The 25639-nt window shown below is 66.2% G+C and carries 20 protein-coding genes; 10 read left to right on the forward strand and 10 right to left on the reverse strand.

Going from position 1 to position 25639, the window contains the following annotated elements; translation table 11 throughout:
- Positions 1–17: 17 nt before the first annotated feature.
- The 4 genes from ACSF9G_RS11225 to ACSF9G_RS11240 are packed head-to-tail and all read left to right on the forward strand — an operon-like array spanning position 18 to position 3584.
- Entirely contained in the window at positions 18–920 is a 903-nt protein-coding gene (locus ACSF9G_RS11225; RefSeq protein WP_261617658.1) for a branched-chain amino acid ABC transporter permease, read from the forward strand.
- The gene (locus ACSF9G_RS11230; protein WP_436641525.1) at positions 917–1978 is read left to right on the forward strand and encodes a branched-chain amino acid ABC transporter permease; all 1062 of its coding nucleotides are present in this window, start codon (positions 917–919) and stop codon (positions 1976–1978) included. The genes ACSF9G_RS11225 and ACSF9G_RS11230 overlap by 4 nt, the downstream gene beginning before the upstream one ends.
- Complete coding sequence (locus tag ACSF9G_RS11235; protein WP_436641527.1) at positions 1975–2718, forward strand: ABC transporter ATP-binding protein; 744 nt, start codon at positions 1975–1977, stop codon at positions 2716–2718. Before ACSF9G_RS11230 ends, ACSF9G_RS11235 begins: the two co-directional genes overlap by 4 nt.
- Positions 2718–3584, forward strand: a complete 867-nt coding sequence (locus ACSF9G_RS11240) for an ABC transporter ATP-binding protein (RefSeq protein WP_436641529.1) — start codon at positions 2718–2720, stop codon at positions 3582–3584. Before ACSF9G_RS11235 ends, ACSF9G_RS11240 begins: the two co-directional genes overlap by 1 nt.
- Before the next feature lie 21 nt (positions 3585–3605).
- On the opposite strand, the gene ACSF9G_RS11245 is transcribed toward ACSF9G_RS11240, so the two are convergent.
- Both ACSF9G_RS11245 and ACSF9G_RS11250 read right to left on the reverse strand, forming a co-directional pair.
- The gene (locus ACSF9G_RS11245; protein ID WP_436641531.1) at positions 3606–4517 is read right to left on the reverse strand and encodes a DMT family transporter; all 912 of its coding nucleotides are present in this window, start codon (positions 4515–4517) and stop codon (positions 3606–3608) included.
- Between the two features lie 105 nt (positions 4518–4622).
- Entirely contained in the window at positions 4623–5441 is an 819-nt protein-coding gene (locus ACSF9G_RS11250; RefSeq protein ID WP_436641533.1) for an SPOR domain-containing protein, read from the reverse strand.
- Between the two features lie 186 nt (positions 5442–5627).
- Between ACSF9G_RS11250 and glmU the strand changes: the two genes are divergently transcribed.
- The 3 genes from glmU (at position 5628) to ACSF9G_RS11265 (ending at position 9884) form a co-directional block, all read left to right on the forward strand.
- Positions 5628–7001 carry a bifunctional UDP-N-acetylglucosamine diphosphorylase/glucosamine-1-phosphate N-acetyltransferase GlmU gene (gene glmU, locus ACSF9G_RS11255; protein ID WP_436641535.1) on the forward strand — a complete coding sequence of 458 codons (1374 nt, stop codon included), beginning with the start codon at positions 5628–5630 and terminating at the stop codon, positions 6999–7001.
- Positions 7002–7135: 134 nt separating this feature from the next.
- Positions 7136–8962: a glutamine--fructose-6-phosphate transaminase (isomerizing) gene (gene glmS, locus ACSF9G_RS11260; protein WP_436641537.1), complete on the forward strand. Its 1827-nt coding sequence runs from the start codon at positions 7136–7138 to the stop codon at positions 8960–8962.
- Positions 8963–9185: 223 nt separating this feature from the next.
- Positions 9186–9884, forward strand: a complete 699-nt coding sequence (locus ACSF9G_RS11265) for a DUF502 domain-containing protein (protein ID WP_436642126.1) — start codon at positions 9186–9188, stop codon at positions 9882–9884.
- A gap of 6 nt (positions 9885–9890) precedes the next feature.
- On the opposite strand, the gene recG is transcribed toward ACSF9G_RS11265, so the two are convergent.
- On the reverse strand, positions 9891–11999 hold the full coding sequence (gene recG / locus ACSF9G_RS11270) for an ATP-dependent DNA helicase RecG (protein ID WP_436641539.1): 2109 nt from the start codon (positions 11997–11999) through the stop codon (positions 9891–9893).
- Between the two features lie 179 nt (positions 12000–12178).
- On the opposite strand from recG, the gene ACSF9G_RS11275 reads away from it, so the two are divergent.
- Complete coding sequence (locus tag ACSF9G_RS11275) at positions 12179–12448, forward strand: FAD assembly factor SdhE (protein ID WP_436642128.1); 270 nt, start codon at positions 12179–12181, stop codon at positions 12446–12448.
- Between the two features lie 6 nt (positions 12449–12454).
- The gene (gene mfd, locus ACSF9G_RS11280; protein ID WP_436641541.1) at positions 12455–15982 is read left to right on the forward strand and encodes a transcription-repair coupling factor; all 3528 of its coding nucleotides are present in this window, start codon (positions 12455–12457) and stop codon (positions 15980–15982) included.
- Positions 15983–16007: 25 nt separating this feature from the next.
- Here the strand turns inward: mfd and ACSF9G_RS11285 are convergent, their stop codons facing one another.
- From ACSF9G_RS11285 to ACSF9G_RS11305, 5 genes are all read right to left on the reverse strand, one after another.
- Positions 16008–16979: an SLAC1 anion channel family protein gene (locus tag ACSF9G_RS11285; RefSeq protein WP_436641543.1), complete on the reverse strand. Its 972-nt coding sequence runs from the start codon at positions 16977–16979 to the stop codon at positions 16008–16010.
- 205 nt (positions 16980–17184) lie between these two features.
- Positions 17185–17856 (reverse strand): DsbA family oxidoreductase, encoded by a 672-nt coding sequence (locus ACSF9G_RS11290; RefSeq protein WP_436641545.1) that lies wholly within the window; start codon positions 17854–17856, stop codon positions 17185–17187.
- A gap of 43 nt (positions 17857–17899) precedes the next feature.
- On the reverse strand, positions 17900–19453 hold the full coding sequence (locus ACSF9G_RS11295) for an acetate--CoA ligase (RefSeq protein WP_436641547.1): 1554 nt from the start codon (positions 19451–19453) through the stop codon (positions 17900–17902).
- On the reverse strand, positions 19450–21153 hold the full coding sequence (locus tag ACSF9G_RS11300; RefSeq protein WP_436641549.1) for an AMP-binding protein: 1704 nt from the start codon (positions 21151–21153) through the stop codon (positions 19450–19452). The genes ACSF9G_RS11295 and ACSF9G_RS11300 overlap by 4 nt, the downstream gene beginning before the upstream one ends.
- 22 nt (positions 21154–21175) lie before the next feature.
- Complete coding sequence (locus ACSF9G_RS11305; RefSeq protein WP_436642130.1) at positions 21176–23011, reverse strand: extracellular solute-binding protein; 1836 nt, start codon at positions 23009–23011, stop codon at positions 21176–21178.
- Positions 23012–23291: 280 nt separating this feature from the next.
- Here ACSF9G_RS11305 and ACSF9G_RS11310 point away from each other — a divergent pair, with 280 nt between their 5' ends.
- Positions 23292–24008 (forward strand): invasion associated locus B family protein, encoded by a 717-nt coding sequence (locus ACSF9G_RS11310; RefSeq protein WP_436641551.1) that lies wholly within the window; start codon positions 23292–23294, stop codon positions 24006–24008.
- A gap of 85 nt (positions 24009–24093) precedes the next feature.
- Here the strand turns inward: ACSF9G_RS11310 and hspQ are convergent, their stop codons facing one another.
- Complete coding sequence (gene hspQ, locus ACSF9G_RS11315; protein WP_436641553.1) at positions 24094–24426, reverse strand: heat shock protein HspQ; 333 nt, start codon at positions 24424–24426, stop codon at positions 24094–24096.
- A 102-nt stretch (positions 24427–24528) separates the two neighbouring features.
- Complete coding sequence (locus tag ACSF9G_RS11320) at positions 24529–25572, reverse strand: HpcH/HpaI aldolase/citrate lyase family protein (RefSeq protein ID WP_436641555.1); 1044 nt, start codon at positions 25570–25572, stop codon at positions 24529–24531.
- Positions 25573–25639: the final 67 nt, after the last annotated feature.

Here is a 25639-nt window from a genome sequence, read left to right on the forward strand (position 1 = left end):
CCAGGACGGGGCGGGTCGTGTTCGACAACCTGATGATACTGTTCCAGGCTCCGGTGATCACCGTGGACCTGGTCCTCAACGGACTTCTGCTCGGGGCGATCTTCGCGCTCGCGGCATACGGGATGGCGCTCGTCTGGGGGGTGATGAGCATCATCAACATCGCCCAGGGCGAGTTCGTCATGCTCGGCGGCTATGTCGCCGTGATGATGTACTGGGGCGGCATCCATCCCTTGCTGGCCGTGCCGGTCGCCGCGGTCGTGATGTTCATCGTCGGATGGGCGCTCTATCGCGCGGTGATATTCCGCGTCGTCGACCGTGACCTGTTCGTCTCGATCCTGGCCACCTTCGGCCTGTCGATCCTCCTCCAGCAGCTGATGAACACGGCCTTCAGCGGCAACGTGCAGATCGCGGAAGCCGGGCTCGGCACCGTGTTCCTGTTCGACGGGCTCGTCACGCTGTCGGAAATCAAGGTCGTCGCCTTCGTGCTCGCCATCGTCGTCGGTGGCTGCATGGTGGTCTTCCTGAAGCGCTCGCGCATGGGCCAGGCGATCCGCGCCACGGCCCAGAATGCCCGGGCCGCCCGCGTGATGGGCATCAACACCGACCGGGTCTATGCCGTCACCTACGGGCTCAACGCGGCGATCTGCGGGTCGTGCGGCGCGCTGGTGGCGATGGCCTACAACATCCATCCCTATATCGGGCTGCCCTATACGATCCGCTCCTTCATGATCGTCGTCGTCGCGGGCCTGGGCAACTTCGCGGGCGTCATCCTGGCCGGGCTCGGGCTCGGCGCGGCGGAAAATATCGCCGGCTTCGTCCTCGGCGCCCAGTATCAGCTCGCCTTCGTCTTCGCGCTTCTCGTCGTCGTGCTGGTATGGCGCAACTGGCGGCTGGCGGCCAAGCGGCAGTACCTCAAATGAAAGTCGGCGCCTCCAGACTGCTGGGCTACGCGGCGCTACTGGCGATCGGCGCCGCCGCCCCGTACCTGTTCCCGAACTATCAGTCGCAGATGGCCGAGCTCTGGCTGTTCATCGTCTTCGCCCTGACCTGGGATCTGGTCGGCGGGCAGATGGGCTACAACTCGTTCGGCAACGTCGTCTTCATCGGCGTCGGCATGTATGTCTGCGCCATCACCCAGGTCGGCCTGTTCTACTCGGTCGCCGAGTACAACGCGGCCAAGGGCGGCGGCCAGACGGTTTTCACCTTCGACGTCGCCCAGTATCTCGAAGGCCTGGCGCTGGGGCTGCCGCTGGCCGCCGTCTCCGCCGGCATCGTCGCCGCGATCCTCGGTTCCGCGGTGCTCGGTATGCGCGGTCACTATTTCGCGATCTGCACCCTGGGCCTCGGGGTCGCGGCCGGGCAGATCGCCAACGGCTGGGAGTGGATCGGGGCCGGCTCCGGCATGGTCGTGCCGCACGCGCCGTCCGGCATCGGCGACACGGCCCGCTTCTACTACTATTTCGCCTTCGTGCTCGCCGTGATCACCTTCATCGTGGTCGCCTGGCTCTACACGACCCGTTTCGGCCTTGCCATCAACGCCATCCGCGACGACGAGGACAAGGCCGAGGCGATGGGCCTGCCGACCACCCGCATCAAGGTCTCCGCCTGGGTGATCTCCGCGCTGTTCCTAGGCGTCGCCGGCGGCATCCTCGGCAACCTGAAGCGCTTCATCGACCCGATCGAGGTCGCCTTCGCCGGCGCCACATTCGGCGTCTGGATGGTGCTGATGGCCATCCTCGGCGGCAAGGGCACGCTGTGGGGGCCGGTGATCGGCGCGGTCGTCTTCCAGGTCCTGAAGGAGGTCTTCTGGACCTACCTGCTCGGCTGGCAGCGCGTGGCGCTGGGCCTGATGATCGTGCTCATCGTCGTGTTCTTCCCGCAGGGCATCCTCGGCTTCCTGCGCGATCGCTTCCCCGAGCGCTTCGGCCACAAGGTCGACCCGGCGCTGGCGCGCGGGGCAGGGGGGGCGGCCGAATGAGCACGCTCCTGGAAGTCAGGGACGTGTCGAAGGCCTTCGGCGGCGTCCAGGCCAATGTCGACATTTCGCTGCGGGTGCCGGAAGGCAAGATCATCGGCCTGATCGGGCCGAACGGCTCCGGCAAGACCACGCTGTTCTCCTCGATCGTCGGTTATCATCCGATCGACTCCGGCTCGATCCGCTTCGAGGGCAACGAGATATCGAAGCTGCGCGTGCGCCAGATCGCCCGGCGCGGCCTGCTGCGCACCTTCCAGCAGACCCGCATCTACGGCGGCATGACCTGCATGCAGAACATGCTGATCTCCACCTCGATGCGCGGCCAGACGCTGATGCACCTGTTCGCCAGCCAGCGGTCGGGCGAGCACGGCCGTGCCGAGGAACTGCTCGAGTTCGTCGGCCTTTACCAGAAGCGCTACCTGCTTGCCGGCGATCTCTCCTTCGGCCAGCAGAAGCTGCTCGAGTTTGCCATGGCGCTGATGAACGAGCCGAAGCTGCTGATGCTCGACGAGCCGACCGCCGGCATCAATCCGACCCTCATCAACGGCCTGATCGACCGGCTCGTCCACGCCAACGCGAACTTCGGCATCACCCTATTCGTGATCGAGCACAACATGCGGGTGATCATGAACCTGGCGGAGCACATCTATTGCCTCGCGCATGGCCGCCTCCTCGCCGAGGGCAAGCCGGACGAGATCCAGAACGACCAGCGCGTCGTCGAAGCCTATCTGGGGGCGCACTGATGGCCGGCGAGAACAAGGGCGGCAAACGGATCCGCGGCTATGGCCTCGGCGACATCTCCACCGTCATGTCGGTCGAGGATGTGCAGCTGGAGGCCGAGAAGATCGCCGCCGAGGCGCCCGATCCGAAGGTGCTCGACGCGCTCGCCGGCGAGCCGTTCCTGTCGATCGACTCCCTGCGCGCCGGCTATGGCCGCATGCAGATCCTGCACGACTTCTCGCTGCGCGTGGCCAAAGGCCAGTCGCTGTGCCTGATCGGCCCCAACGGCGCGGGCAAGTCGACCGTGCTGCATTCGATCTTCGGCTTCACCAACATCATGGGCGGGACCATCTCGGTCGGCGGGCGCGACATCACCGGCCTGAACCCCAACGAGAAGCTGCGCGACGCCGGCATCGCCTACATCCTGCAGGACAACTCGGTCTTCCCGCAGATGACGGTGGAGGAGAACCTCTGGATGGGCGGGTTCCTGAAGCCCCATCCCAAGGAGGCCCGGGAGGCGGCCGAACGGGTCTTCGACAAGTACACCCGGCTTGCAGAGCGCCGCAGGCAGCCCGCCCGGGTTCTCTCGGGCGGCGAGCGGCGGCTTTTGGAGATCTCCCGCGCGCTGGTGATGAACCCGGACGTCCTGCTGGTCGACGAGCCGTCGATCGGCCTCGAGCCGCGCTTCATCGACATGGTCTTCGAGATCCTCGACGACCTCCAGCGCAGCGAGGGCAAGACCATCGTCATGGTCGAGCAGAACGCCAAGAAGGGCCTGGAGTTCGCCGATATCGGCTACGTGCTCGTCTCCGGCCAGCTTGCCAAGGCGGCCAGGGGCGACGACCTGCTGGCCGATCCCGACGTCGGCCGCTTGTTCCTGGGCGGATAGGCTCGGCGGGCGGGCTGCCCGTCAGGCCGTCTTCGCGACGCGGCGGCCGAACTGCGCCGTCGCCAGGATCACGCCCGCCGTCACCAGCACGAAGCCGACGGCATGATAGGTATGGAATTCCTCGCCGAGGAAGGTCACCGCCATCAGCACGCCGTAGACCGGCAGCAGGTACAGGAACGCCGAGGTGATCGACGGGCCGACGACCTTGACGCCGTACTGGTAGGACAGGAACGGCAGCACCGAGGAGAAGATCGCCAGCCCGATCAGGCTGATCCAGGCCGCCGCTTCGAGCGGGACCGGCGCCACCGCCACCGTTTCCCAGGCCATGAACGGGATCAGCAGCACGGCGCCCGACAAGGCGATGACGTCGAACAGCACCGTCGTCGGAAAGCCCTGCAGCGACGGCCGCCGCAGCAGCACCGAATAGATCGCCCAGGCGAAGGCGGCGAAGGCGATGCCGAGATCGCCGGGATTGAGGCTGAGCCCAAGCAGCCGCTTTAGCTCCCCGTGCATGACGATGACGACGACGCCGACGAACGCCAGCACGATGCCGGCGATCTGGCGCAGGCTCACGCGCTGGCCGCGGAACAAGACCTCCAGCACCAGAACGAAGACCGGCGACGTGGTGTAGATCAGCGTGGCGTTGGTCGCCGTGGTGTGGCGCAGCGCCAGATAGACGAAGCCGCCGCACACCACCATGCCGAGGAAGCCGAGCAGGGCGATCAGGCGCCACTGGGCCAGAAGCGCGTCGGCGTTGCGGCGTATCCCCGCCCAGGCGAACGGCAGCAGGATCACGCTCGCCAGGCCCCAGCGCCAGAAGGCCTGCGTCCACGGCTCGACGAAGTCCAGCGCGGCCCGGCCGAGCACGAGGTTCGAGGAAAAGAACAGGGGCATGAAGGCGAGGATCACGTAGGCGCGGGTCTGCTCGCTCATGGCGCGTCTCGGTCCGGCCCTCTGATATCCCCGATCACAGGAACTCAGGACCTACAGGGCTTCCCGGCGCTCGGCAAGGGCGCGGAGGACGGGGCCACCATGCCGTCACCGCATGACGAGCTTCTGGCCCTCGCTGCGCACTGCCCGGCAGTCGACGCCGCGTTCGTTGAGCAGGCTGCAGACCTGGATCGCGTCGCCGGCATCGGCGAACGGTCCCGCCAGCAGGCGCAGGCGGATCGTTTCGTCGGCCTCGGCGATCGCGACCGCCGGCTCGAGCCGGCCGACCAGGATGTCGTGCGCATTCGCGATCGCCGTCCACATCTGGCGGACCTCGTCCATCGTATCCGCGATGCCGAGCTGAACGGCGAAACGGGTCTGGCTCACCGCCGAGGGAATGACGCGCGCGGCCGGGCTGGCGAGCGCAGCGAGATCCGTCTCCGCCTGAGCCGTCTCCGCCTGAGCCGTCTCCGCCTGAACCGACGCATCGTCCGGGGTGGCGGTTGCCACCGGCTTCGGCGCGGGCGTCGGCGGCGTCGCGTAGCGATCCTGTTTGCCCGGACGCGCCACGTAGCCGACGTCTATCGTCCGCACGGACCGGGGCGCCGTCTGCGCGGTCCCGTCCGGGTCCGTCGGGGGCTCATCCTGTCGGATCCCGGCGGGGTCGGGAATGGATCCGGTGATCGGGCCGAAATCGCTTTCCAGCGTGGCGATCTTGATCGCCATCGCTTCCTTCTCCAGCGCTAGCAGGCGCGTCTCGGAGCGCAGCCGGGTGAGCTCCGCCGATAGGTCGGCGATCTCGGAATGCGTGGCGAAGCCCCCGGCCAGTTGCGCATCGGAGGCCGGGTCGAAAAGCGCCGCGATCCGCGCCCGTCCCGGCGCGTCGACCGCCGAAGCGAGCGCCCCGGCCGCTGACAAGATGGCCATCACGCCCCATATGCGCCGCAAACGGCGCGCACGGGGAGGTCTGCGCCTCTTCGCGGATCCGAGTTTGATCGCCAAAATGTCTACCGTTTCCGAGTTAAAGCCGTTAACCAGAATTAACCGATTCTCTCCCCAACCTTGCAGCGATCCAGTTAATTATCCGGTAACCATGTGCCCGCGGAGCTACCCATGACCGACCGTCCATGCCTCTACATCGTCCTCGCGGCCGGTGAGGGCACGCGGATGCGTTCGGCGATCCCCAAGGTCATGCATCCGGTGGCCGGCGTGCCGATGCTCGGCCACGTCCTGGAGACGATCGGGGTGTCGACCGGCGACAAGGCCGTCGCCGTGGTCGTCGGGCCGGGCATGGACGCTGTGTCCACCTTCCTGTCGAAGCGGGCGCCCGAGGCGTCCCTCCATTTGCAATCCGAACGGCTCGGCACGGCCCACGCGGTTCTGGCGGCCCGCGACGCCATGACCGCCGACCGCGACACGCTGGTCCTGTTCGGCGACACCCCGCTGGTCACGCCGGAAACGCTGGAGCGCATGCGGGCCGCGCTGGCTACCGGCGCCGATGTCGTCGTGCTCGGCTTCGAGGCCGCCGACCCGACCGGCTACGGCCGCCTGATCACCGAGGGTGACACGGTCACGGCCATCCGCGAGGAACGCGATGCTTCGGATGAGGAAAAAGGCATAACCTTCTGTAATGCTGGCGTTATGGCCTTCTCCAAAGGGATCCTTCCGGACCTGCTCGACGCGATCGGAAACGACAATGCCAAGGGCGAGTACTACCTGACCGACGCGATCGAGATCGCCAGGTCGCGTGGACTGGCCACAGCTGCCGTCACCTGCGCGGAAGCCGAAGTGCAGGGCGTCAACACCCGCGCCCAGCTCGCCGCCGCCGAAGCCGCGATGCAGGCCCGCCTGCGCGCCGCCGCGCTTGACGGCGGTGCCACCATGGTCGCCCCCGAGACCGTTTTCCTCAGCCGCGACACGCGTATCGGCCGCGACGTTCTCATCGAGCCGAATGTGGTCTTCGGGCCGGAATCGTCGGTCGGGGACGGCGCCACCGTCCGCGCCTTCTCGCATATCGAGGGCGCGTCGATCGGCGACGGCGCGACCGTCGGTCCCTACGCCCGGCTCAGGCCGGGATCGGCGATCGGGGCCGGCGCGCGGGTCGGCAATTTCGTGGAGGTCAAGGCGGCGACCGTGGAGGACGGCGCCAAGGTCAACCATCTCAGCTATATCGGCGACGCCCGTGTCGGCGCCGGCGCCAATATCGGGGCGGGCACCATCACCTGCAATTACGACGGGGTTTCCAAGCATCACACCGATATCGGGGCGGGCGCCTTCATCGGCTCGAATACCGCGCTGGTGGCCCCGGTCAGGATCGGCGACGGCGCCTATGTCGCCACCGGCAGCGTCATCACCAAGGACGTCGCGCCCGATGCGCTGGCCTTCGGACGCGCCCGGCAGATCGAAAAGGAGGGAGGCGCCGGTCGGATCGCCGCGAGAGCCAAAGCGGCCGCGCGGAAACCGGATTCTAAGAAATCCGAGGGATAGTTCCCCAAAATAGGTGTCAGAGTCGGTCACAAAGTTTGAATTCTCCAAAATCGCGAAAGCCGATATCCGACGCCATGATATGACCGACGGCCTTCAAAGCGGCGTCGGGCCGATGACCGGGAGTCGATAGTCACATGTGCGGGATTGTAGGCATCATCGGCAACGAGCCGGTTGCCGAGGGCATCGTCGAGGCGTTGCGGCGCCTCGAGTATCGGGGATACGACTCCGCCGGCGTCGCCACACTGGAGGACACGCATCTTCAGCGCCGCCGCGCCGAGGGCAAGCTGCGCAATCTGGAGACGCGCCTGCGGGAAGCCCCGCTGATGGGCCGGATCGGCATCGGCCATACCCGCTGGGCGACCCACGGCGCGCCCAACGAGACCAACGCCCATCCCCACGCCACGGATCGCGTTGCGGTGGTCCACAACGGCATCATCGAGAATTTCCGCGACCTGCGCACCGAGCTGGAAGCCGGCGGCGCGGTGTTCCAGACGGACACCGATACCGAAACGGTGGCCCATCTCATCACCCGCGAGCTGGCGGCCGGCCAGCCGCCGGCGGAGGCCGTGCGCCGCACGCTCTCGCGTCTGGAAGGCGCCTTCGCGCTCGCCATCATGTTCGACGGTCAGGACGACCTCATGATTGGGGCGCGGCGGGGCAGCCCGCTGGCCATCGGTCACGGCGACGGCGAGATGTTCCTCGGCTCCGACGCCATCGCGCTCGCGCCCTTCACCGACCGGGTCACCTATCTGGAAGACGGCGACTGGGTGGTGCTGACCCGCGCCGGCGCCTCCATCTTCGATGGCGACGGCAATCCGGTCGTGCGCCCGATGAACCGCTCGCTGGCGACCGCGCTACTGGTCGACAAGGGCAACTTCCGCCATTTCATGGCCAAGGAAATCTACGAGCAGCCCGAGGTCATCTCGCATACGCTCGCCAACTACATCGACATGGCGACCGAGACCGTGCGGCTGCCGGAGGATCTGCCCTTCGATTTCTCCCAGCTGAAGCGCATCACCATCTGCGCCTGCGGCACCGCCTACTATGCCGGCCTCGTCGGCAAGTACTGGATGGAGAAGTACGCGCGCCTTCCCGTCGACATCGACGTCGCCTCGGAGTTCCGCTACCGCGAGGTGCCGCTTGAGGAAGGCGGGCTGGCGATCTTCATTTCCCAGTCCGGCGAAACCGCCGACACGCTGGCCTCGCTGCGCTACTGCGATTCCCAGGGCCAGCACATCCTGTCGATCGTCAACGTGCGCGAATCCACGATCGCCCGCGAGTCCGAGATTGTCTTCCCCACGCTCGCCGGCCCCGAGATCGGTGTCGCCTCCACCAAGGCGTTCACCTGCCAGCTCACGGTGCTGGCCTGCCTGGCGATTGCCGCCGGCCGCCAGCGCGGCATCCTGTCGGACGGCGACGAGCGCAAGCTCGTCCACGCCCTGATCGAGGTGCCGCGGCTTGCGACCCAGGCACTCAAGCTCGAGCCGCAGATCGAGGACATCGCCAGGGATCTGTCGCGGGCCCGCGACGTCCTCTATCTCGGGCGCGGCCTCAACTACCCGCTCGCGCTCGAAGGTGCCTTGAAGCTCAAGGAAATCTCCTACATCCACGCCGAAGGCTACGCTGCCGGCGAACTCAAGCACGGCCCGATCGCACTGATCGACGAGAACGTGCCGGTCATCGTCGTCTCGCCGTCGGATACCCTGTTCGACAAGACGATCTCCAACATGCAGGAGGTGGCCGCCCGCGGCGGGAACATCATATTGCTGACCGACGAGGACGGCGCGAAAGCCGCCGGCGACCAGCCGCAGGCGACGCTGGTGCTGCCGAAGATGTTCCAGTTCGTCCAGCCGCTGATCTACGCGATCCCGGTTCAGCTTCTCGCCTATCACACGGCGGTTTTCATGGGCACCGACGTCGACCAGCCACGCAATCTGGCAAAATCGGTGACGGTGGAATAATCGGCGTGATGCCGACAAAAACGGCACCGGTTCGATTCCATCACCCCTCCCGCCCCCACGAATTGGGTTATATGATGCGTGAGCGCGGACTTGACGCCGGGACCAACCCGGCCCACTTCTCACGATCGGACCACGTATGACGAACCATCCGGAAGGCGAGGGCGGCGGGCTCGGCCCCATTCTGCCGCACGATCCGCCGGTGAAACGGCGGATTGGGTTCGGCATGCGCCTGCGCAACTACTTCCTGACCGGTCTCGTGATCGCAGCGCCGCTGTCGATCACCATCTACATCACCTGGACCTTCATCGGTTGGGTCGACGCGTGGGTGAAGCCGTGGATTCCCGAACGCTACAATCCGGACCACTATCTGCCGTTCACCGTGCCCGGCTTCGGCCTGATCGTCGCGATCGTCGTGCTGATCGTGCTTGGCGCGACCACGGCGAACCTGTTCGGCCGCACCATCATCTCCTATGGCGAGTTGCTGCTGGACCGCACGCCGCTGGTCCGCTCGATCTACCGCGGCCTCAAGCAGATCTTCGAGACGGTGCTATCGCAGACCAATCAGTCCTTCAAGGATGTCGGACTGATCGAATACCCGCGGCCGGGCCTGTGGGCGGTCGTGTTCATCGCCACGGAAACCAAGGGCGAACTCAGCGAGAAGGCCGGCGGGGACGAAACCGATCTGCTCAGCGTGTTCCTGCCGACCACGCCCAACCCGACCTCAGGCTTCCTGCTGTTCGTGCCGCGCAAGGACGTGATCGTCCTCGACATGACCGTCGAGGAAGCCGCCAAGGTCGTGATTTCGGGCGGTCTCGTGACGCCGACACGGGACAACGTGGCGCAAGGCACCCTGCCGGGCCGCAAGAGCGGCAAGAAGACCGGAGACACCGATCCGCTGGAGCCGAAGAGCGCCGCCGAATAGGCGGGCCTATCCGGCCTCTATCAGGCGCATCGCAGCATCCTTCCGGAACAGATACAGCAGCGTTCTCAGCGCCTGGCCGCGCGCGCTCGTCAGGCCCCGATCCCGTTCGAGGGCGAGCCGGGCGTCGTCGCGGGCGGCTTCGAGCATGTCGAGATGGACGCCGGTGCGCACGACACGGAACTCCGGCATGCCGCTCTGGCGCGTGCCCAGAACCTCGCCACCGCCGCGCAGCCGGAGATCTTCCTCGGCGATGCGGAAGCCGTCCTCGGTCTCGCGCATGATTTCGAGCCGCGCCCGCGACGTCTCGCCGAGTGGGCCCTTGTAGAGCAGCAGGCAGCTGGATTCCGCGCGCCCCCGGCCGACGCGGCCGCGCAGCTGGTGCAGCTGGGCCAGGCCGAAGCGCTCGGCATGCTCGATGATCATCACGCTGGCGTCCGGCACGTCGACGCCGACCTCGATGACGGTGGTCGCGACCAGGACGCGGACGGCGCCGTCGATAAAGCGGCGCATGACCGCATCCTTCTCCGCCCCGCTCATGCGCCCGTGGATCAGCGCGACGCGATCTCCGAATACCGGTTTCAGCGCCGCGAAGCGCTCTTCCGCCGAGGCAACGTCGAGGACTTCGGATTCGTCGACCAGCGGGCACACCCAGTAGACCTGGGCCCCCGCGTCGGCGGCGCGCTGTACGCGCGCCACCACGTCGCTCATCCGGTCCAGCGGCACGACCGCGGTCGAGACCGGCTTGCGGCCGGCCGGCTTCTCGGTCAGCTTGGTCACGTCCATGTCGCCGTAATGGGTGAGCAGCAGCGTGCGCGGGATCGGCGTCGCCGTCATCACCAGCATGTCGACGGCCTCGCCCTTGGCCGCCAGCGCCAGGCGCTGATGCACCCCGAAGCGGTGCTGCTCGTCGACCACCGCCAGCCCGAGGTCGGCGAATTCCACCCCGGTCTGGAACAGGGCATGGGTGCCGACGAGGATGTCGATCGATCCCTCGGCGAGACCCGCGAGGATCGGTTTGCGCTCCTTCGCCGTCTCGCGTCCGGTGAGGATCGCGGCCGTCAGGCCCGCCGCTTCGGCGAGCGGCGCGATGGTCCGGAAGTGCTGGCGGGCCAGAAGCTCCGTCGGCGCCATGAAAGCCGACTGCGAACCCGACTCCGCGACGACCGAAATGGCGAGTAAGCCGACCACGGTCTTGCCGCTGCCTACGTCTCCCTGCAGCAGTCTCAGCATCCGCGAGGGCGCGGCGAGATCGGCCCGGATATCCTCCACGGCCTGCGCCTGCGAGCCCGTCAGGCTGAAGGGCAGGGCATCGATGATCTTTGTCTGAATATGTCCGTCGCCCACCCGGGCCTTGCCGCCGGCCTTCTTCATCCGGCTACGCACGATCGTCAGCGCCAGCTGTCCGGCAAGCAGTTCGTCATAGGCAAGTCTTTGCCAGTTCTGGCTTTCTTCGGCCGCCTCGCTCGGCTCCTGCGGGTGATGGACATGCGCGAGCGCCGCCTTGAAGCCGGGAAACGTCCGCCGTTTCAGCCATGCCGCGTCCTGCCATTCTGGCAGGTCCGGCACCGCCTCGACCGCCGCCGTCGCCGCCTTGGCGATCACCTTGCCGCTCAGGCCCGCGGTGCGCGGATAGATTGGCTCGAGCAATGGCAGCCTGGCGAAACCGTCCTCGTCGACGATGTGATCGGGATGAACGATCTGCAGCGTGCCGCCGAATTCCTCGATCCGCCCGCTGACCCAGCGCACCTCGCCGACGGGCAGGGTCTTTTCCAGCCATTGCGCGTTGGAATGGAAGAAAACGAGTGTCAGATCACCGGTTTCGTCGTGACACTGAACCCGATAAGGCGCCCGCGAACGGCCCGGCGGCGAGGGCCGGTGCCTGTCGATGGTGACGCGCAAGGTGGCGATCGTTCCCGGAACGGCCTGGGATATCGTCGGGCGCTGACGCCGGTCGACGAGACCCGAGGGAAGATGCCAGAGCAGATCGACGACCAGCGGCTCGCCGAGTTCGTCGTCGGCGCCGAGCAGGTTCGAGAACAGCTTCGACAGCCGCGGACCGACGCCGGGCAGACTGGAAACCGGTGCAAACAGGCTGTTCAGGGACGATGGCCGCATGGCAAAGGTCTAGCGGATTATGCCGAGAGTCGACATATACAAACCGGTATTTCGCCGTGCACGGCGATCGGCGGGTGGTAGACGGCGCGCCCGCGCGCTATACCCCCGCGAAAGCCAACGGCACCATATCCTGCAAGGCCCGAACCGTGACTGAGACCGCGAAAAACGACACCGCCGGCATGGACGTGCGGCGCCGAAAGCTGACGTTCCGCTGCTGGCATCGCGGAACGCGCGAGATGGACCTGCTGCTCGGCCGATACGTAGACCGTCACATCGCCGGTTTGAATGATGCGGATATCGAGGCACTCGAGCACCTTTTGGAAGCGCCCGATCCCGAACTGTTCGCCTGGATCACCGGTGGCAAGCCCGTGCCGGCGAACTACGATTTGCCGATCCTCCAAGCGATCCGCGACTTCCATCGAGACAATCCGACGGCCGAAGCCGTCTGAAGACCCATGACCGCTCCCGACTTGATCCGTAAGCGCCCGTTCGGCGCCACCATCCTCGAAGCCCCTGGGCGGGTGACGCTCGCCCACGTGCCCGACGGTTTCGACGCGGTCGTCGCGACCGATCTCGCCCGCGCACGGGGTGCAGGCTCGCTGCTCCTATTCGTTGTCCGCGACGCCCAGCGGCTCGCCGCCTTCCGCAATGCGGCAGCGTTCTTCGCCCCCGATATCGAGATCCTGCCGTTTCCGGCCTGGGATTGCCTTCCCTACGACCGGGTGTCTCCGAACGGCGAGGTGGTGGCCCAACGCCTCGCGACCCTGTCGCGACTGAGCCATCGCCACGAGACCGACAACCCGATCATCGTCGCGACCACCATCAATGCGATCACCCAGCGGGTGCCGCCGCGCGACTGGGTGGCAGCGTCTTCGTGGACCCTGAAGCCCGGAAACCAGATCGATATGGACGGCCTCGTCGCCTGGCTCGCGCGCGATGGCTTCGAGCGCACCGGCACGGTCCGCGAGACCGGCGAATTCGCGGTGCGCGGCGGCATCCTCGACCTGTTCCCGCCGGGACGCACCGAACCGATCCGCCTTGATTTCTTCGGCGACACGCTGGAATCGATCCGCAGCTTCGATCCGGAGACCCAGCGCACGACCGCGCAGGAAAAAGGGCTGTCGCTCATTCCGATGAGCGAGCTGCGTCTCGACGAGGCCGCGATCAGTCGATTCCGCAGCCAGTATGTCGCCCGCTTCGGCGTTCCCTCCATGGATGACCCGCTCTATTCGGCGGTCAGCGAGGGCCGGCGCCACCAGGGCATGGAGCACTGGCTACCGCTCTTCCACGAGCGGATGGAAACGTTGTTCGATTATCTCGGCGAAACGCCGGTGCTGCTCGACGCTCTGATAGAGGAAGCCCGGACCGAGCGACGCGACCACATCGCCGACTACCACGAGGCGCGCGTCGAGGCGCTCGAATTGCCGGATGGCGACTCCGCGCCCTACAAGCCGCTCGATCCAGGCGACCTGTACGTGCCCGAGGACGACTGGTCGGGCGCGCTGGAAGCGCGAGCCGTTGCCGCGCTGACGCCCTTCGACGTGCCGGAGACCGCGGAAACCGGTCCGGTCTTCGATCTCGGTGCCCGCGAAGGCCGCAACTTCGCCCCCGAACGTACCGACCAGGCCGAAAGCCTGTTCGACGCCGCCGCGAAACATGCCAGAGCACTCTCGTCCCCGGATCGCCGCATCATCGTCGCCTGCTGGAGCGAGGGCTCGCGCGACCGTATGGGCGACATGCTGGCCGATCACGGCCTGGAAGGCCTCGCCGTCGCCGACGATTGGCCGGATGCGCAGAACCTGCAGCCGGGCAGGGTGGCGCTTACGGTGCTGGGCATCGAGCGCGGCTTCGAGGCGCCGTCCTTCGTCATCATCGGCGAGCAGGACATCCTCGGCGACCGGTTCGTCCGGCCGAAACGCAAGAGCAAGCGTGCCGCCGACTTCCTGACCGAGCTGACGAGCCTTTCGCCCGGCGACTATGTCGTCCACGTCGATCACGGCATCGGCCGCTTCGTCGGCCTGCAGACGATCGCGGCGGCGGGCGCGCCGCACGATTGCCTGGAACTGCACTACCACGGCGGCGACAAGCTGTTCCTGCCCGTGGAGAACATCGAGCTCCTCTCGCGCTACGGCTCCGAGGACGCGACCGCCCAACTGGACAAGCTCGGCGGCCACGGCTGGCAGGCCCGCAAGGCGAAGATGAAGGAGCGCCTGCGCGAAATGGCGGAGGCGCTGATCCGCATCGCCGCCGCCCGCACCATGCGCCCCGCGCCGGTCATGACGGCTCCGGAAGGGGCCTTCGAGGAGTTCTGCGCACGCTTCCCCTACGAGGAGACCGAGGACCAGGAGCAGGCCATCACCGCCGTGCTCGAGGATCTGGCGAGTGGCAATCCGATGGACCGCCTCGTCTGCGGGGACGTCGGCTTCGGCAAGACCGAGGTGGCGCTCCGGGCAGCCTTCGTCGCCGCGCTGTCCGGTCGCCAGGTCGCCGTCGTCGTGCCGACGACCCTGCTTGCCCGCCAGCATTACAAGACCTTCGTCGAGCGTTTCCGCGGTTTCCCCGTCAAGATCGGCCAGGCTTCGCGGCTCGCGACATCGAAAGAGCTTGGCGAGACCAAGAAGGGGCTCAAGTCCGGCGACATCGATATCGTCATCGGCACGCATGCGCTGCTCGGCAAGACCGTGACGTTCCGCGATCTCGGTCTCGTCATCGTTGACGAGGAGCAGCATTTCGGCGTCAGCCACAAGGAACGGCTGAAGGACCTGCGTGCCGAGATTCACGTCCTGACGCTGACGGCGACGCCCATACCGCGCACCCTGCAGCTTGCGCTGACCGGCATCCGCGAACTGTCGATCATCGCCACGCCGCCGGTCGACCGGCTTGCGGTTCGCACCTTCGTTACGCCTTTCGATGCCGTTGTGCTGCGCGAGGCGATCCTGCGCGAGCACTATCGCGGCGGCCAGACGTTCTTCGTCTGCCCGCGCATCGCTGATCTCGAGGAGAACGCCGCCTTCCTGCGCGAATCCGTGCCGGAGGTGAAGGTCGCGGTTGCCCACGGCCAGATGCCGCCGGCCCAGCTCGATGACATCATGGGCGCCTTCTATGACGGGCGCTACGACGTGCTTCTGTCGACCGCGATCGTCGAGTCCGGCCTGGACATCCCGACCGCCAATACCCTGATCGTGCATCGCGCCGACATGTTCGGCCTTGCGCAGCTCTATCAGCTGCGCGGCCGCGTCGGGCGCTCCAAGGCCCGCGCCTACTCCTATTTCTCGGTGCCGGCGAAGCGCAAGCTGACCGCCGGGGCGGAAAAGCGGCTCAAGGTCCTGCAGTCACTCGATACGCTGGGCGCCGGTTTCATGCTGGCGAGCCACGATCTGGACATCCGCGGTGCCGGCAACCTGCTCGGCGAGGAGCAGTCCGGTCATATCCGCGAAGTCGGCTACGAGCTCTACCAGGCGATGCTCGAGGAAGCGGTCGCCAGCCTCAAGGAAGGCGGCGAGGTCGAGGAAGGCCAGTGGTCTCCGCAGATCACGCTCGGCACGCCGGTGCTGATCCCGGACTACTACGTGCCCGATCTCGACGTCCGGCTCGGTCTGTACCGGCGTCTGTCGCAGCTTGCGGACGAGATGGAGGTGGAGTCGTTCGGCGCCGAGCTCGCCGACCGGTTTGGCCGTTTGCCGACCGAGGCCGATCAGCTCCTGGACGTGGTGCGGGTCAAGATCCTGTGCCGCGACGCCGGCGTCGATCGCCTCGAGGCGGGGCCGAAGGGGCTCGTCATCGGCCTCAGGAACAACCGCTTCGCCAATCCGCAGGGGCTGGTCCAGTTCGTCGGCGAGGAAGGCCATCGCGCCAAAATCCGCTCCGATCACACCATCGTGCTGCTGCGCGACTGGGCGACGCCGGAGGACCGCTTACGCGGCACCACGACGATCCTGCGCCGGATCGCGTCGCTGGTGGAAACGACCGAAAACGCCGCCTGAACGCCGCAGTTGGTCAAGGCCGCGGCTATTCGGGTTTGCAGATCTCGTTTCCGCCGATCGCCTTGATCGTGCGCACCGCCAGTCCGGCGACCAGAACGGTCAGTATGCCGACCAGCACGAGCCCGATCGTCTGGTGCGCCTGCGAGCCGGTTCGTTCCGCGTAGACGAGCGAGGCGATCGACAGCGCCGCGATCGGGAATGACAGCGCCCACCACGACAGCGCGAACGACAGTGTCAGGAACTTCGGTATCTGCGTGATGACGATGCCGGCGAAGACGTAGCCGACATTGAGCAGGATCAGGGCGAAGGGATCGAGGTCGCCGCCGAGCTGGAGGTAGGAGACGAAGCCGACCGCCGGCGGCGCGACGAGGATGACCAGCGTCGGCACCAGGCGGCCGGGCAGGGGATCGTGGAAGACCAGCCGGTTGAACACCAGCGTCAGCAGCACGATCCAGAACATCAGCCCGGCGGAAAAGAACAGCCAGGAAATATCCGGATAGCCGAACCCGACTCCGGCGACCGGCACGATGATGTTGCCGACGGCCGGAATGAACCAGGCCGGCGTCAGATGCATCTGCTGGAAGGTCCGGTGACCGATCCAGTTGGCGATCACGACAAGGCTCAACAGCCCCTGCGCGAGCATGCCGACGAACCAGATCGGCCGCGCCGTCTCCGGCCAGATCGGCGCCATCGCGGTGGCGATCAGCAGAACCGAAATCGAGATCGCCGGAAAGAACGCGATCTGCAGGGGATTGTCCCATTCCGACCTGACGCGCTCGGTCCAGGTGAACGCTTTGGCGGCATAGAACGCCGAAATGACGAGGAATACGCAGATCGTTACGATCAGGACGACCTGAGAGGCGCCGTTGTCGACGCCGAGCGCATGTTCCGAAGCCCGGTAGGCAAGGGTCACTCCGGAAAGCCCCATCACGATTGCGAAGAAGGCGACCGGGAAATGCGCCAGTCGGCTTTCGGTCGGCGCGGTGATCTCGCTCATGCCTTGCCCCTGTTCGATCGGCCGGAAAGCCCGGGAAGCGAGATGCCTCTGGAAGGCCCAATCCGGACACGTCGTGCGCTGAATCTGGCGCAAAAGCACCGGAATCGGCCCGCGCGGATGAGCTACTATGTCGGAATTCGATACGGGCCGAAACTCGCGCCGGTTGAGGGCGCGCGGTTACAGAATTTGGGGGCCTGAAACGTAATTAGGCGGATGCGTCGGAGCCTTGCGGTTCGGCCGGCTGCGTCAGCGCGCGGTCGATAGCCTCGGCGAGGATGTCCGGCGACTGCGCGCCCATGACCCCAAAGCTGTTGGCGAAGATGAAGCAGGGCACACCGGTCACCCCGATTTTCTGCGCGGTCCGGATTTCGCGCTGGACCAGCTCGACGTCCGCGTCTCCGCCGAGCAACTCGGCAACCAGTTCGGCATCCATGCCCATCTCGCGGGCCACGCCGATCAACGTCTCCGGCTCCTCGATGTTGGCGCCTTCGATGAAGTAGAGCTGAAACAGCCGCTCGACGACCTGCTCCTGGGAGCCGGCGGTCGCGGCCCATCGGATGATGCGGTGGGAATCGATGGTATTCGGCGTGCGCTGGATCTTCTCGAACGAGAACGGAATGGCTTCCTCGGCACCCGCCTCGCGCACGCGGTCGTAGATGGCCTTGGCCCGGTCCGGCCCGCCGAACTTGCTCTCCAGGTACTCGCGCCGATCGACCCCGCCGGGGGGAATGGTCGGATCGAGCAGGTAGGGCCGCCAACGGATATCGACATCGACGTCCGGGCGCTGCTTCAACGCCTTTTCCAGCCGCCGCTTGCCGATATAGCACCAGGGGCAAATCGTGTCGGAGATCACATCGAGCTGGACGGGGGTCGGCATGGCTGTCCTCCTCTTTCGCCCGCGGGCTTAGGGACGCGGACGGTCAGGCGATGGTTTTGCGCAGCTTTGCCCGCTGGATCTTGCCGTTGGCAGTGCGTGGCAAGGCGCCCGTCACCACAATCTCGTGTGGTACTTTGTAGGCGGCAAGGCGCGAACGCGCAAATTCGAGCACTTTTTCGGGAGCGAGCTTGGCTCCGTCCTTCGCCACGATGCAGGCGCGGATGACCGAGACGCCCGTCCTGGGCTCAATTGCGACGACGGCCGCCTCCGCCACGCCGTGAGCGGCGCACAGGACGTCCTCGACCTCGGCTGCCGAAACCCGATAGCCCATCACCTTCATCACGTCGTCGCCGCGCCCCTTCGGCCAGACGTAGCCATCTTCGTCCATGACGGCGAGGTCCCCGGTGACGAACCAGTCGCCGCGAAACGGATCCTCGTCCGGCCGGTTCCAGTAGCCGATCATCAGCGCCGGATCGGAGCGGTGCACGGCGATCAAACCGGTTTCGCCGCTCCCCATCGGTCCGGTTCCGCCCTCCAGTGGAACAACGGCGACCGCCCGGCCGTCCTGCGGCCTGCCGGGAGAGCCCGGACGCGGCATCTCCGTCGGCGGCGTCGAGATGTAGGTCGACACCTCGCTCATGCCGAAGGCCTCGAAGATCCGCCGCCCCGTCGCCTCGTACCACGCGTTCGCGATCTCGGGGCGCAGCGGCTCTCCGGCGGCAAGTCCATGACGCAGGGTCGGCACTGCCGACCGGGACATCGGGCAATACTTCAGGATTTGACGGTATACCGTTGGAACAGCAGCGAATAACGTCGCTTGAAACCGGTCGATCAATGCAGGCCAGATGTCCGGCCTGCGGTCTCCGGCGAAGACGACGCCGATGGCTCCATTGACCAACGGGTCGAGCAGGCCGGTGCCGAGCGTATAGGTCCAGTTGAGGGTCCCAGCGTGCAGGACGATATCGGTCACGGAAATACCGTACCAGCCGGCATACATCGGCCGCCGGCCCCACAGCGCCCGCTGGGCATGCAGCACGCCCTTGGGCCGCGATGTCGCCCCGGACGTGTAGACCAGGTAAGCCGGATCGTCGCAGGCGGTATCCAGATAGGCGGCCCGGTCAGCGGTTTCGGCCTGTCCGAGAAGCTCCGCTTCTTCGACCACGCGCCTGCCTCGCGCCGCCGTACCGATCGGCAGGCCGGTCGCAACGACGATCAGCGCCGGCTCCGTATCCCTGGCCATGAATTCGATATCGGCGCCGGTGAGCTGCGTCGACAGCGGAATGGCGACCGCCCCGACCGCCGTGGCGGCGAGAAACGCGATTGCCATCCCCGCCGTATTGCCGAGCCGGAGCAGGATCCGGTCGCCCTTCTTGACGCCCAAAGCCGACAGCACCGCGGAAACGCGCAGGACGGCATCTTCGAGGCCGGCATAGGTCCAGATCTCGTCGCCGGACCCGTCGGCCGGATCGTGCGCGACAATGAGAGCGGCCTTGTCGGGCGATGTCGCTGCCTGTTTCTGGAGGCAGGCGCGCGCAATGTTGAAATGCCCGGGGGGCGGCGCGCCGCCGTAAACGGGGGACGATACCGCGTCCGTCATGCCGCGAGGCTGGTCGCGATCGCGGACCGCAGCACGGAACCGGTCCCGGTGCGGGGGATTTCCGCAACCGCGATGATGCGATCGGGGACCATGTAGGGGGCGACGCCGATCCCGCGCAGATAGGCGCGGAACGCGGCGAGCGAGCAGTCCATCCCGGGCTTCGGCACGACGGCCGCGACGATGCGCTCACCGAACAGCGGATCGGGGACGCTCGCCGCCGCGGCATCCGCGAAACCCTCATAGGCCTTGTAGACGGAATCGAGGCTTTCGGCGCCGACAGCCATGCCCCCGGTGACGAAGGTTTCCGTACGGTGCCCTTGCACGGCAAGCATCGGCTGCCCGTCGTCGACGCGCCGGGATCGCAGGCCGGTCTCGCGGAAACCGTCGGGATGAGGCGCGAAGCGGAACGACTCGTCAAAACCGGCGTCGCCCGCGCGGAACGCGGTCGTCGGCACCTGCGATCCACCCAGAAGGAGGGCGCCGCTCATGAGCGCGCCGGGCATCAGCCCGCTGACCGCCCGGAACGTGGCGCCCTGCATCCGCGCCGTCAGAAGCGCCGCCTGCGGGTCCCTCGCATTCGCCACGTCGCCGGCCTCTGCATCGTCCGACGGGTGGTCGACCGGCGCGATCGGCAGAACCAGCGCCCGCCGTCCCGTTCCCGCGGTCAGTGCCATCTCATCGAGCGATACGACATCGATTATCGACGTGTCGGCGCCGACCGTTCCCTGCGCGGGATCGAAGGCGTCGGGCGAACACCAGTAGCGGATCAACCGCGTGCGTTGCTCCGGATCGAGCCGCGCGGCGAGATGGGTGAGCTTCCCGGGCAGTACCAGATGGGTCGCCGCAAGCCCGCCGATCTCCCGGCAGAACGCCGCGGAGGTCAACGGCATGACGAGGATGAGCTGGCATCCAGACAGAAGCCAGGCGCCCAGCCCGCACGCGATCCCCGCGAGCGACGAGGGCAGGAGCGTCGTTGCCAGTGAGGCATCCGGGCCGATCCGCGCTTTAAGGATCACCTCCATTGCCACGGACAGCCACTGGTTGTGGCTGCGTGCCACCGGCTCCAGCCGGCTGTCCCAACTGGCGAGCGTGACGATTGCCACATGATCGGCCGGATTGCCCGGCCTCGGCGCGCCATTGCCGCCTTCCGACGACGCATCGGGCAACAGAGCCTCGTTCAGCGAACTGACGCCGTCCGGTACCGCGTCGCCGAAAGCGAAAATATGCCGGATCGACAGAATCTCCGTCGCGACGCGCATCATCAGATCGCAATGATCGTTCGGTCCTATCCGCGTTCCGGTTACGACGGCATGAGGAGCGATCCTTCCGAAGGCCGCCTTCAGCTCGTGCTCGCGCGCGATCAGCGGGAGCGCCACCGGGATCAGACCGGCGCGAAGCGCGGCCAGGTGCGCGATCAGCGCTTCCGCTGTGTTTCCAAGCTGAATCGCGACGATCGAGTCCTGCTTCAGACCGAAATCGAGAAACACGGCGGACACGGCCGAAACCATGTGATCGATCTGTCGCCAGGTCATTTCCGAGGGGACGGTCCGAGGCCATCCGAGGCGGTCGCCACGATCGACCAACGCGACCACGTTCGGCCTTACCGCCGCATTGCGCGCCAGTATTCCATCCAGTGGTACCTTCCCCCAGATACCGGCGGAAACGTAATGCTGAGCCGCTTCCCGATCGACCAGTATCATCCCGTTCGCCCCATTGCCCCGTTCAGTCGCTCCGCTCCCCGGCGCCGCGGTCCCACCACGAATCGAGGTCGTAACCGTACAAGGATACACGGGCAGGGTGTCCGATACGCGCCCCCCGCGCCACCCACTGTTTGGGCAGGTGAAAAAGCGGAACCACGTAGGTGCCGGACATCAGCAGCCGGTCCAGCGCGCGCGTCGCGTCGACGAACGCGCCGCGATCGTGCGCTTCGAGCATCGTCTCGATCATGGCGTCGATCGCCGGATCCGAGACCCCCATGTAGTTGCGGGTCCCATCGGTCTTCGCCGCCTCGCTGCCCCAGTAGAATTTCTGCTCGTTGCCCGGCGACAGCGACGAGAACCAGAAATAGGGCATCATGTCGAAATCGAAGGTCTGGCGTCGGCGCTCGAACTGGGCGCTGTCGACCTGCCGGACCGAGACCTCGATCCCGGCTCGCTTGAGGAAATTGACGTAGGCGAGGGCCAGCCGCTCCTGATCGGGCGTTCCCACAAGGATCTCGAAGGCGAGCGGTTTGCCCGTCGCCTTGTCGGCCATCACCCCGCCATCCAGCGCATATCCGGCGGCGTCGAGAAGCTGGATCGCCCGCCGCAGCGCTGCCCGGTCGCGCCCGGACCCGTCGGATCCGGGAACCTGGTAGGTGCCCTCCATGATCTCGGGCGCGATCCGATCGGCCCATGGCGCCAGCAGTGCGCGCTCGCGCTCGCTGGCGGGTCGGCCGTGGGCCGACAGTTCGGACCCCGGATAGTAGCTCTGCGTGCGCTGATAGAGCCCGTGATAAAGGCTCCTGTCGATCCAGGCCCCGTCGAAGAGCGTCAACAGTGCGTCGCGCACCCGCTTGTCGGCGAAGATCGGTCTGCGGGTGTTGAACACCAGCGCCGACATGCCACGCGGCACACCGGACTCGAACTCCTCGAGGACCACGTCGCCGGACCGGGCCGCCGGAAAGACATACTCCGTCGCCCAGCGTGCGGGATTGTCCTCGACCAGGACGTCCACCAGGCCCTTCTTGAAGGCCTCGAACAGGGTCGAGTCGTTGCGGTAGTACTCGTACTTGATCTCACCGAAATTGAACCGCCCCCGGTTCACGGCAAGATCGCGGCCCCAGTAGTTCGGGTCGCGCCGGTAGGTGACCGATTCCCCGTACTTCACCTGTTCGACCACATAGGGACCGCTGCCGACCGGCAGCATGTTCCCGCTGCGCTCGAAATCGTCGAACAGGTAATGGTCGAACGACAGGATCGGCATCAGGCCGATAATCAGTGGCATCTCGCGATCGGGCGCGCCCTTGAACGTGAAACGCACGGTCCGGTCGTCGAGTTGCTCTACCTTTTCGACCTGCGAATAGTATGTGCGGAAGTTGGGCCTGCCTTTCTTCATTAGCAGTTCCCAGGAGAAGATCACGTGTTCCGGCAGGACCGGCTTGCCGTCCGAGAAACGTGCTTCCGGCCGCAGACGAAACGTCACCGAACTCCGGTCGTCAGGCACCTCGACGCTGTCCGCGAGAAGACCATAGAGCGTGAACGGCTCGTCGAGACCGCGCGTCATCAGCGATTCGAAGACATAGTCGCGCAGGCCCCTGGCCGGCGCGCCCTGGACGATGAAGGGATTCAGGCTGTCGAAGCTGCCGACGACGCCCAGCGTCAGTTTACCGCCTTTGGGCGCGTCCGGATCGACATAAGCGAAATTTCCGAAGTCCGGGCCGTATTGCGGCTCGCCATGCATGGCGATCGCATGGGATGGTTCGGCGGCCGGGGTCCCGATCGCCGTCGAAAAGGCGAGTAAAACTCCCGCCGCCACCGACAAACCGCGACCAAACGCGCGACCAAACCGCGAAAACATACGCAAGATGACCGGTCTCTGTCCGAATCGTCTCCAGTCACTTTAACATAGGCCGATAAACTCGCCGGCGAAGTCGCGATCGAGGGGGTGTGCCAGAATTTCGGTTGACGTTGCTGGAAATCGGCCGCGATCCGCGCTATTGCGTAGCCCGCGCTCGGCTCCGACATCCTGTCGCCGCAATTCGCCGCGAGCTAGCGTCATGAGTGTCGCCATGCCCGTAATAATCCGCGAGCGTGGTCAACACACCCGAGGGAATTTCAGAAGGTTTCGAGGAGCACGTATGTTGCCCGTCATATCGAATTCGCGCCGCCACCTGAAAGGCGTCGGCAGTGCGCTGATCGCAGCCGCGATCGCAATCGCCTGGGCTTCGGCTCCCGCATCGGCGCAGGACGCCGGCGGCACGCCGCCGGCCGCGCCGGCTGTTCAGGCACCGTCCGGGGAGCAGAAGCTTGGTAGCTGGATCAAGCTGTGCGCGCCCGATCAGGCTGACGAGACCAAGAAGGAAGTCTGCCTCGTCACCCAGGAAGTCCGTACCGAGACGGGCGAATTCCTGGCGTCGGTCTCCGTCCAGGAGACCAAGACGGCGGAAGGCAAGCGCCTCGTCCGTGCCGCCGTGCCGCTCGGTACGCTGATCCAGCCCGGCATCCGCATGCAGATCGACGAAGGCAAGCAGGTCGCCGGCAAGTACGTGATCTGCCTACCGAACGCCTGCTACGCCGAGATGGAAATCGATGACGCGTTCATCGAAAGCCTCAAGAAGGGCACCAACCTCGTCGTTCTGGTCATCAACAACCAGGGCAAGGCAGTCGGCATCGGCCTTACGCTGATGGGCTTCACCAAGACCTGGGATGGCCCGCCTGTGCCGATGGAAGAGCTCGCCCAGCAGCGCCAGAAGCTGCAGGAAGAGCTGCAGAAGCGCGCCGAGGAAGCCCGCAAGAAGATGATCGAGCAGGGCGGCGCTGCCCAGCCGCCGGCCGAGGGCACGACGACGGAATAACCGGTCTCCCGGTGTACGAAAACAAAAAACGCGCGTCCTTTCGGGCGCGCGTTTTTGATTCCGGCGGGACGAGCCCGCGCAAATGTCAGTGGCAGCGTTCCTCGCGGCTCATATAGACGCCGTCTTCGATCCCGTCGAAAACCTCGGCGACCTGCGGGTGTCGTACCGGTTCGCCTGTGTCGTCGGGCAGGAGATTCTGCTCCGATACGTAGGCGATGTATTCGGTTTCGCTGTTCTCCGCGAACAGGTGGTAGAAGGGCTGATCCTTCTTCGGCCGCACGTCTTCGGGAATCGCCTCCCACCATTCCTCGGTGTTCGAGAAAGTCGGGTCGACGTCGAAGACCACGCCACGGAACGGGTACACGCGGTGCCGAACGACCTGGCCAATTCTGTATTTTGCAGTTCTTAGCTTCATCATTTCGTCACCGGCGCACCTAAACACGCGTTACTTGCGAAATTAATCGCTTGAGATTACAGCCGAATTGTTGTTGCGGCGCCGAACACTGTCAAGTGCGGCGCGTCAAGCGAAGCCGTAGGCACCCGCCAGTTCCGGGTCCTTTCGCGCGACGAGTTTGGCCAGGTCCACGATCACCTTGGCCTGCTTCCAGGTGGCGTCGTCCTGCATCTTGCCGTCGATCATCACGGCGCCGGTCCCGTCGGGCATTGCCTCGAGGATGCGCGCCGCGAGCTTTACTTCCTCCGGGTCCGGACTGAACACCCGCTTGGCGATGTCGATCTGGGAGGGATGCAGGGTCCAGGCGCCGGCGCAGCCCATGAGGAAGGCGTTGCGGAACTGGGATTCGCAGGCGTCCGGGTCGGAGAAGTCGCCGAACGGGCCGTAGAACGCCTTCAGACCGTTGGCCGCGCAGGCGTCGATCATGCGCGCGATCGTGTAGTGCCAGAGATCCTGCTGGACGCCGGCCCGCGCCGATCCCTCGACCGGGTCGGGCAGGACCGAATAGCCCGGATGACCGCCGCCGACGCGGGTCGTCTTCATCGCCCGCGAGGCGGCGAGATCGGCGGGGCCCAGGCTCATGCCGTGCATCCGCGGGCTGGCCGCGGCGATGGCGTCGACATTGTTGACGCCTTCGGCCGTCTCCAGGATCGCGTGGATCAGGATCGGCTTCGCAAGGCTGTGACGCGCCTCGAGCTGCGCCAGCAACTGGTCGAGATAGTGGATGTCCCATGCCCCTTCGACCTTGGGCAGCATGATCACGTCAAGCTTGTCGCCGACCGCACCGACGATCTCGACGATGTCGTCGAGCACCCAGGGGCTGTTCAGCGCGTTGATCCGCGTCCACAGGCCGGTCTCGCCGAAGTCGTTGGCCCGGGCCATCTCGATGAAGCCGGCGCGCGCGGCCTCCTTCGCATCCGCCGGAATGGCGTCCTCGAGGTTCCCCAGCACGATATCGACCTGTTTGACCAGATCGGGGATTTTGGCGCGCACCTTCTCGATATGCGGGGGAATGAAATGGATCATCCGCTCGGCGCGGACGGGCATTTCCCGAAACGGCTCCGGAGCGCCAACGGCGAGAGGGCGGTAGAAGTTGCGCGGGAGTTTCATAGTGTCGTCGGTCCTGTCGATATCTTGACGCGTGGCGGGTCGCCAACATGTCGCTGGTCAGCCCGCA

Source organism: Microbaculum mangrovi (assembly GCF_051390635.1).
Classification (GTDB): domain Bacteria; phylum Pseudomonadota; class Alphaproteobacteria; order Rhizobiales; family Tepidamorphaceae; genus Microbaculum.

Coding starts and splice junctions, on each gene's coding strand:
- ACSF9G_RS11275 (WP_436642128.1), top strand. CDS start 12,179: ATGGACGTGCGGCGCCGAAAGCTGACGTTCCGCTGCTGGCATCGCGGA.
- ACSF9G_RS11320 (WP_436641555.1), bottom strand. CDS start 25,572: ATGAAACTCCCGCGCAACTTCTACCGCCCTCTCGCCGTTGGCGCTCCG.
- ACSF9G_RS11235 (WP_436641527.1), top strand. CDS start 1,975: ATGAGCACGCTCCTGGAAGTCAGGGACGTGTCGAAGGCCTTCGGCGGC.
- ACSF9G_RS11295 (WP_436641547.1), bottom strand. CDS start 19,453: ATGACGGACGCGGTATCGTCCCCCGTTTACGGCGGCGCGCCGCCCCCC.
- hspQ (WP_436641553.1), bottom strand. CDS start 24,426: ATGATGAAGCTAAGAACTGCAAAATACAGAATTGGCCAGGTCGTTCGG.
- ACSF9G_RS11290 (WP_436641545.1), bottom strand. CDS start 17,856: ATGCCGACCCCCGTCCAGCTCGATGTGATCTCCGACACGATTTGCCCC.
- mfd (WP_436641541.1), top strand. CDS start 12,455: ATGACCGCTCCCGACTTGATCCGTAAGCGCCCGTTCGGCGCCACCATC.
- ACSF9G_RS11230 (WP_436641525.1), top strand. CDS start 917: ATGAAAGTCGGCGCCTCCAGACTGCTGGGCTACGCGGCGCTACTGGCG.
- ACSF9G_RS11250 (WP_436641533.1), bottom strand. CDS start 5,441: ATGGCCATCTTGTCAGCGGCCGGGGCGCTCGCTTCGGCGGTCGACGCG.
- glmU (WP_436641535.1), top strand. CDS start 5,628: ATGACCGACCGTCCATGCCTCTACATCGTCCTCGCGGCCGGTGAGGGC.
- ACSF9G_RS11240 (WP_436641529.1), top strand. CDS start 2,718: ATGGCCGGCGAGAACAAGGGCGGCAAACGGATCCGCGGCTATGGCCTC.
- ACSF9G_RS11305 (WP_436642130.1), bottom strand. CDS start 23,011: ATGTTTTCGCGGTTTGGTCGCGCGTTTGGTCGCGGTTTGTCGGTGGCG.
- glmS (WP_436641537.1), top strand. CDS start 7,136: ATGTGCGGGATTGTAGGCATCATCGGCAACGAGCCGGTTGCCGAGGGC.
- ACSF9G_RS11265 (WP_436642126.1), top strand. CDS start 9,186: ATGCGCCTGCGCAACTACTTCCTGACCGGTCTCGTGATCGCAGCGCCG.
- ACSF9G_RS11310 (WP_436641551.1), top strand. CDS start 23,292: ATGTTGCCCGTCATATCGAATTCGCGCCGCCACCTGAAAGGCGTCGGC.
- ACSF9G_RS11285 (WP_436641543.1), bottom strand. CDS start 16,979: ATGAGCGAGATCACCGCGCCGACCGAAAGCCGACTGGCGCATTTCCCG.
- ACSF9G_RS11300 (WP_436641549.1), bottom strand. CDS start 21,153: ATGATACTGGTCGATCGGGAAGCGGCTCAGCATTACGTTTCCGCCGGT.
- ACSF9G_RS11245 (WP_436641531.1), bottom strand. CDS start 4,517: ATGAGCGAGCAGACCCGCGCCTACGTGATCCTCGCCTTCATGCCCCTG.
- recG (WP_436641539.1), bottom strand. CDS start 11,999: ATGCGGCCATCGTCCCTGAACAGCCTGTTTGCACCGGTTTCCAGTCTG.